The sequence below is a fragment of the uncultured Actinomyces sp. genome (assembly GCF_963542285.1).
Taxonomy (GTDB): Bacteria; Actinomycetota; Actinomycetes; order Actinomycetales; family Actinomycetaceae; genus Pauljensenia.
This window is the reverse complement of the sequence record NZ_CAUTWQ010000029.1, coordinates 1-7,908: the sequence shown is the minus strand read 5'-3', so window position 1 is coordinate 7,908 and position 7,908 is coordinate 1. Positions and strand designations below refer to the sequence as shown.

Annotated in this window: 6 protein-coding genes and 1 pseudogene; all 7 read left to right on the top strand. The window is 55.2% G+C overall.

Translation table 11 applies throughout. The features are described from left to right. Positions 1 to 621 (top strand): annotated as a pseudogene (locus RW023_RS08265) (hypothetical protein); the annotation flags it as partial. A 93-nt stretch (positions 622 to 714) separates the two neighbouring features. Then, the gene (locus tag RW023_RS08260; RefSeq protein WP_315580738.1) at positions 715 to 1,944 is read left to right on the top strand and encodes a hypothetical protein; all 1,230 of its coding nucleotides are present in this window, start codon (positions 715 to 717) and stop codon (positions 1,942 to 1,944) included. A 9-nt stretch (positions 1,945 to 1,953) separates the two neighbouring features. Further along, positions 1,954 to 2,985: a hypothetical protein gene (locus RW023_RS08255; protein ID WP_315580737.1), complete on the top strand. Its 1,032-nt coding sequence runs from the start codon at positions 1,954 to 1,956 to the stop codon at positions 2,983 to 2,985. 108 nt (positions 2,986 to 3,093) lie between these two features. Next, on the top strand, positions 3,094 to 4,314 hold the full coding sequence (locus RW023_RS08250) for a hypothetical protein (RefSeq protein WP_315580736.1): 1,221 nt from the start codon (positions 3,094 to 3,096) through the stop codon (positions 4,312 to 4,314). A gap of 55 nt (positions 4,315 to 4,369) precedes the next feature. Continuing rightward, a complete protein-coding gene (locus RW023_RS08245) occupies positions 4,370 to 5,329 on the top strand; it encodes a hypothetical protein (RefSeq protein ID WP_315580735.1) in 960 nt (319 codons plus the stop codon). A gap of 55 nt (positions 5,330 to 5,384) precedes the next feature. After that, a complete protein-coding gene (locus tag RW023_RS08240; RefSeq protein WP_315580734.1) occupies positions 5,385 to 6,437 on the top strand; it encodes a hypothetical protein in 1,053 nt (350 codons plus the stop codon). 82 nt (positions 6,438 to 6,519) lie between these two features. Further along, positions 6,520 to 7,908: hypothetical protein (locus tag RW023_RS08235; RefSeq protein ID WP_399499531.1), on the top strand; the 1,389-nt coding region annotated here is incomplete at its 3' end.

Sequence of the window (7,908 nt, the reverse complement as noted above, 5' to 3'; positions counted from 1 at the left end):
ACTGCGAAGTTTGCTGGCGGCTTGGTTCCCAGTTCTGCCGATAATGGCGGCACGATCGACAAGTCAACGGGTACGGTCACGTGGTCAAACGTCAAGACCGCTGTCAAGGTCGAAGGCAGCACGAACGGCAAAGCAGCTGCTTCTTCCACAGCGAGCTCAACAGCGAAGAGCAGCTCGACAAGCAGCGCCTCAGCAAACTCCGACTCGACCACCGCCGCATCCTCAACACCTGACTCCACCTCCTCTTCCTCTTCTTCCGGCTCGAGGGGAATCCTCCTGCTGGTCCTGGCAATCATTGTCATCGGCGGCATTGGCGCATTCGTTGTCATGAGCAACCGCAAGAAGGCCCAGCCCCAAGGCGGCCAATACCCACAGGGCCAATACCCCGTCCAGCCCATGGGCGGCCAATACCCGCAACAGGGCCAGTACCCGCAAGCTCAGTACCCGCAGGCACCTCAGCCCGGCCAGTACCCGGCACCGACAGGACAGCCTCAGCCCGGTCAATACCCCGAGCAGGGCCAGTACCCGCAGGCAACTCAGTACCCGCAGGCACCCCAGCAGCCACAAGCCGGCCAATACCCTGAGCAAGGCCAGCAACCAGGACAATACCCACAAGCCTGAGCAGCGCTCGCTCTCACTTGTGAATACTTTTCGGGGCGACCGCGCGCAGCCGCGGTCGCCCCGACGACAGTTAACCCCTCATAGGAGCATGACATGTCTTTCCCTTTGACGAAGCGAGTTGCGTCCTTCTCTCTTGCCGGCATGTGCGCTTTGGCGATGGCTGTGCCAGTGATCAATGCCCCATCAGCTCATGCAGCCGGCCACCGTTTCAGTATCTCCGAAACTTTCTGGATCCGAGTTGACGGACGTGTCACTCACCAGTTTTCACTCATCGAGCAGTCCAACTTCCTCAGTGAGGAAGTCTGCGAGTCTCTCCCCGTGGCATTGGAGTGGTCTCGCGTCACCTTCAGCGCCTCACCAACCTCAACTCGATGCACCATCGAAACCGATTTCAATTACCATGTGAATCCCTATGTAGCTGTCGATCAGAATCGAACAGTAACTTTTGCCGCTCGCCCCATCGCACTTGAAGACCTCGGTCTTGAACTTCCCAAGGACGCGACTCTCACCTACCAGTCCGTGAGCCTTTCGGGGCGCGGGTTCCACGCGACACGGGTGAAAGAGGGAGCGGAAACCCGCCTGGACAGCACAGGTGATAAGGTCTCCTGGAAAAATATCGGAAAGGATGTCGTCGCTGCTGAGGGGACGATCGACGTCGACAACGATTTCCACACCCAAGAACGCAAGACCTTTCAAGGTATTGAAGCCGTTGATATGCCCGGAAATCTGAAAGACGCTTCCTCTACTGTCAAAGCAAACGCAAGCAGCTCTAGCAGCCCCTCCCCTTCTTCGAAGTCGGCGTCTTCAGGCTCAAGCACCCCGGGAATGACATCCGGCCTCGGGCAATTGATCATTCGCTTGCTCCCAGCGATCGTCGTCTTTGGCGGTGCGACGTTTATTACAAGGTATTCCGCTCGCCGACGTCGCAAGAACAAATACCAGAGCGGCGGGTTCCCAGTACGTATTCCTACACCGCTTCCATCCCAAAGCGAGCCGGGAGCTTCTTCCCAGACGCCAAGCCCCTTGAGCGTGAGCCAAAAAGATCCCTCTGCCAGCGCGTTCTCAACAGGATCATCGGCCCCCTCAACGAGCACGCCGTACGGTACTGCGCCCGCCGATCCCTGCCTCGCACCCAGCGATTCCAAGCCGGCCTCGGCCTCGCAGATTCCGGCTTCGCCCTCACCTGCTACGTCTTCGGAGCCGTACAACCCCTACGCGCCGGCCCCTGATCCTGCTTCTTCCCTGCCCTCAGCGGCAAGTCCGGCAGAAGCCGCGGATTCGGCACCAGACCCGTACTCGACCGACTGGCGAAATTCCCTCTAGGAGCACCTCATGCTTTTTTCTTTCCCGAGGCCGACAGCGCACTCTTTCCTTGCCTGCGCTTTTGCGTGTGGATTCCTTGTCACGATTGGCTTGTCCGCCCCTACTCATGCTCAAGAGCAAGAGGTCTCGATTACTGAAAGCGTTTACGTACGCGGTAGCGGACGTAGCCAATACGAGATATGGGTCTTTGACCGCACTCAAACCATGACCGAAGCTGCCTGCGAGGCAGTCCCCTTGGCTCAACAGTGGTCGGTTGTCGAATTCGAAGCCAATTCTTCTTACAACTATTGCCGCATCGAAACCGATTTCAACCGACACAAGAATCCCTACGTGGCGGTTGACTCAAGCGGACACGTCACTTTCGCCGCACAACCTGTGAAAATTGAAAACCTCAACCTCGGTCTTCCCAGCAATACTGTTGTTTCTTCGCACCGGTTTTCTTTGACGGGGAGGAACCTGAATACATCGCTCGTGAGCGAAGGCGCCTCAGTGCGTCGCGATGATTCTGGCGACACCATTCACTGGGATGAGGTTTCTGAAGAAGTGGTCGCCGCCGAAGGAACGGTGGAAATCGACGACCGTTTCCACGCTCAAGAACGCGAGGACTTTAACGGCATTAGTGCTGTTGAAGTGCCCGCTAATCTTCAGCCTCCCACTGTCACGACTCCGTCCAGCAATGCCCAAGGAACCGGGGCGCTAGGGCGCGCACTCTTTGGAACTCCAGGCATGCGTTTGGTTCTTTTCTCCTGTGTATTCATCACCGCCGTTCTCGTGGCGATTTCTGCAGTTTTGATCTCACGCAGGAGGAAAAAGAAGGCTGGCCTCTACCAAGGCGGTTTCACCTCATACCAAGCTGGAGTGCCCTTCCCCCAACCATACGGCTCGTCGACACCCGCAGGCACCTATACGCCGACCAGTATGGGCCCACAGGTGGGATCAGCACCCACTTCGCCCTACCAGGGTTCGCCCTCCACGGGCTCGCAACCGCCTTCTCCCTCTTCAACCGGCTGGCGCAACCCATTTGAGCCGCCAAAGAACTGAGCGTTTTCTAGGAATACAGCTGGAGTCCTCCCCAACCTCACCCCACACAGGAGGGCCCACTCACACTAGACTGGCCACAGCCTCGGCAACGATCTTGGAAGGACTCATATGCGATCTACTCTGATGCGACGCGTGGCGCGCCTGCTGGGTATGTCAGCCTGTACGTTCCTCGTTGCCGGCGGTGCGTCCACCCTGATGGCGACACCTGCACTTGCTGACAATGCCAATGTCACCATTTTCGAGAGCTTCACCTTCAGCGATATCGGATTCATCAGCTATGAGCTCAACATCGCGGATTCCTCTCACACAATGACCGAAGAGGCATGTCGTTCTCTTCCCCAGACGAACCTCGGCGCGGAAACAACCTTCTCAAATGACAATAACCAGTCATATTGCAGGATTAGCGCAAAATTCATGGGCAATAATCCCTACCTAGCGATCAATAAACAGGGCGATTTCACCTTTGCCACACGCCCGGTAACTGCTGAGGACCTCCATCTTTCTTTCCCTGCTGATACAGATATCAAAGGCACGCGTTCCATCAGTTTAGGCGCACCGAACGCCGCAGTTACCCAGATTTCATCGCAGGGTATTATTACCGATGGCGGCAATCACACCGTCATTGTTCAGTGGAGCGGCGATGCACTGAATGCTCCCGTCGCAGCTATTGGCACGCTCAAGGTGCACTCAAATTTCCAACCGATTAGCCGCACGGAGCGCGCGGGTATTTCACCAGTTGATGTTCCTAGTGACCTCACTACCGTCAATCAAGCGACCTCGGCTCCGTCCAAAGCCGCGTCGCGACGTGCAACAAGTTCGCAGAATTCAAGCTCCACGCCTGACGTCATTACGTTTTTTGACACCATCTTGAGTTCGCTTCAAAAATACGGTGGTCTTCCGATAGCCATCATCTTTATCGCGATTGTCTGGGGCTTTGACTCACTCAAAAAGAAGAAGAGGAAGAAGCAAAAGAAAGCAGAGCCGTCGCCATTGAGTATTCCCCAGTACTACGAGCCAGCTCGACCGCCTGCCCAGCCAAGCTCAGAGAATTCTTTTGATGTGAGTTCTCAGCCCGTTACCGAGGCCGAGGCCGAGGCCTCCACTGCCCTCCACTATCCCGAGTCCTCCCCTTCCCCGACCTCACTGGAACGCAATCCCTTCTCCCTTGAACCTGCGTCCAGTACCCCGGACATTCCTTCGATTCCCGAGGCGGCGTCGGCAGCCGAGGCCGCGGATGATCCTTTCGGGTATTCTCCTTCCGCGCAGGGCGGAACTTCATCAAACAAGGCCTCAGAGGGACGCAATCGTTTTGCGCCACCGGAGGAATGACTTCAGACTTACGTAATCACAGCCGCAGGAAATCGCGAAAACTAAGGAATTACTCATGAGAGCATCTATTTCCAGACGAAACCGCATTTTGCTCAGCATTGCGGCCTGTGTGCTCATGATTTCCTGTTCCTTCTTCGGGGCAACACCCACTCATGCTGTTCGCAATCAGGCGGAGATCAGAGAGTTTTTCATTATTTTGTCGGACGGCAATGTCAGTCACACCATTACGGTTATCGACTATTCAAAGACGCTCACTCAAGACGCTTGCGACGCATCTCCCATGGTCCAGCAATGGTCTCAGACTCGGTTCACCGATGACTCATATTTGAACCAATGCGCAATTACTACGGATTTTAAGCGTGCAACAAACCCGTACGTTGGCGTCGATCAGGATGGAAAGGTGACCTTTGCTACGGCTCCACTGGAGCTCAAAGACCTTTCCCTTGGGCTTCCTGAAGACATTTCCGTGATAGCACGTCGAGTTGACTTCACCGGCCCCTACCTGACCATCACAAAGGGCACAAAAGGCTCGGAACTTGTGGAGAGCGATCCTACGAGCGATTCGGTGAGATGGATTAATGACCTCGGTTCGGTCGTCGGTGCCGAAGGATATATCCAAGGTTCTTCTTCTTATTCCCACCCGATTGAACGCAAAGATTTCAACGAACTTACGGCTGTTCCTGTGCCGACCGAAATGACAGATTTTCCGCATTCACGCACTATTGCGGCGCCGACGCCATACACTCCTTCACCTTCAGCAAGTTCGCCAGCACCGTGGCGCTTTAGTCTTGGGTGGCTCATCAGCCGGGTCATCTTCCCCATATTCGGCCTGGGAATGCCGCTTCTTTTCATCATGTACATGCTCAAGAAGGATCCAGATCGCAATAAGACTCAGGCGGGGATTCTTGTCCCCTCCGACTACCAAGCTCAGTCTTCGGCGCCCCCTACACCCACCCCGACCGTTCAAGAACCTCACAATCCTTTCGATTCGCAGTGGCGTAACCCTTCGGATTAAATCGACCACTACTGCTCACACATCCTTGGATCTCAGCTCACCTTGAGGAAAATTTATGCACCCCGATCACCGACACCTTCACCGCCTGCAGACTTGGGCGGCTGTGTGTGCATCTGTCATCGTGCTGTCGCTTTTTACCACTACCCCCGGCTATAGCGCAGAAAACGAAGTAAAAATTGAGGAAGACTTCACAATTCGTGAACCAAATTCGGTCAGCTATCAAGTAACGGTGCACGATTTCTCGAAGACACTGACTGAAGAGGCCTGCCAGGCTTCTCCCGTTACGCTGGATTGGTCGTCGGTGACCTTTACTCACGCAACATATTCGAACGATTGCTCTATCTCCACAGAATTTAACCGATACGCGAATCCCTATGTCGGCATCGACGAAGACGGGAAGTTAACATTCGCTACGTCACCACTGACCTTGGAGAAGCTGTCTTTGGGTCTTCCCGAAAATACAGTCGTCGCACGTCAGAGCGTCACACTTTCAGGGTTTTACATGCGTTTCATTAAAACCAGCAGCGGCGCTCAGCTAGATGACAGCAACCCCAACTTCAGTTCCGTGGAGTGGCTAAATATTCACACACCCACCTTTGCTGCTGAGGGAATTGTAGAAAAAACGAAGTATTCCCACACCATCGAACGCAAAAACTTCAATGGGGTTGTCGCAGTCCCCATGCCAACGAATCTTCAAGACGCCCAGTACGCGCGCAGCGCTACCGCTACAAGTTCGCCCACGACTCAATCACCATCGTCCTCTTCCCAAGGATCATTCAGCCGACTGGTTCTAGTAATGACGATGACCATCTTATTTCCAGCATTCGTAATCGGTCTCGTGCGTGCATGGTTCGATAGGCGTCAGAAGCTTAAGTCCAAAACACAGACTCCCACAGCTCCATCCCCCTTGAGTTCCTCCTCTATTCCAAGCGCGATGGGATCATCTGCTCGCACTTCCCAGAATCCTTTTGCGACGGAGTGGGAAGGCGAATCGGATGCAATAGGCGATGCTCAGGGAGACTCCGAAAAAGCGGGTTCTACGCCTACTGATTTCCCCGGGGCTCATGGAGATTCACCGAGAAATCCCTACGGACCGCCAACTAACTGAGCACTCTGCTTCAGCATTTTTGCCACACTAAAACAATTCGATATGCTTGCAGAAGCTTGATTCAATTTCGAAGGATGTCTCAATGAAGCGTTTGTACTCGACGGCAGCCGCACTTGTGCTTGCCGGAGCGCTCGTTCTGCCAACAGCGACGAGCGCACAGGCAGCTAATTCAGATCTGACCGTCTCCGTGACTTTGAGCGTCTATAACAAGGGAAGTGTCGGCAAGGCTTTCGACATTTACGACCGTTCCAAGCAAATTGATGAGGGAAAATGTAAATCCTTCTCGAATGGGAATGGCGACTACCGCATCGAATTCGCGCAGGGTGATAACTTCACTCGCTGCTCGGTTTTCCCACCCTTCGAAAGTGGGGATGCCGTCGGAAAGTACTATTCGCTGACCGAACAGGGCGATTTCACCTTGGTCTATTCTGCAGACCAGTTGATGAAAGACACTGACTTCCTGGGCCGCCAGCGCGATATTGGTTTCATCACTGTCCGCCCGCTGGTATTCGAACTTGATACTGCCTCTGAAGGTGCCCAGTTCCACGACGAAGACCGCGCAAAACGTGGCACCGACGAATACTCGCCGACTAATCAGATCGTGACGTGGCAAAAGCCCACCGGAAAGGTCGCAGTCCACGGTAAGAAGACGAGTTCCTATCAGGGCGCAGCCACAGTGAATGGGCAATTTGGAACTGATATTCCCACCCTTAGCCCGCTGCCCGAGCCCGCTCCTGAACCAACTGCGCCTGACCGCAACCGTACAGCTCCTTCGACGCCGGCTTCTTCTTCGTTCTCATCGTCACTGATCTGGATTATCGGTGGCGTCGTAGCTGGTGTTCTGGTGGTTGGAGCACTCGTTATTTTCGTTCTTCGTCGCCTCTCTTCCGCTTCCAAGAATACTGACCAAGCATCGGGAGATGAACAGGCACAGGCGGCAGCTCCGTCGACGCGCGAACGCACTCGTGAAGATAAGCGCCGCGAGCGCGATGAGCGAAAGCGCGCAAAGGCAGCAGCAAAGGCAGCTCGCCAGCAGAGCAGCGCACCCGGTGCGATTCCTCAGGGCTCGGCTTCGCTAGGCACAGCTCCTCAGACTTCCGCTCCCGCTACTTTCCAGACTCCTACTCAGCCTGCAGCTCAGCCCGCAGCCCCCGCTGCCCAAACTGCCATTCCGGCTGCTCAGCAACAGAGTGCACAGCCTCAAACTCAGGTACCAGCAACTCAACCTCAGTCGGTATCGACGCAAGCTGTTACACCGCAGAAACAGACCCAAGCACCTGCAGTGCACATTCCTCCGGCACCGAAGTCAGACCCTTCGCCGGCCCGTCATTCTGCGGTTTCCCAGCCTGAAGCTCAAACTCCGAACCAATCGGCGCCTTCCGTACAACCGACAGCTGAACCCGCACAACCGACAGCTGAACCCGTGCAGGCAAAGCCCCACGTGGAAGAGCCAGCGGCTGCAGCGGCCTCG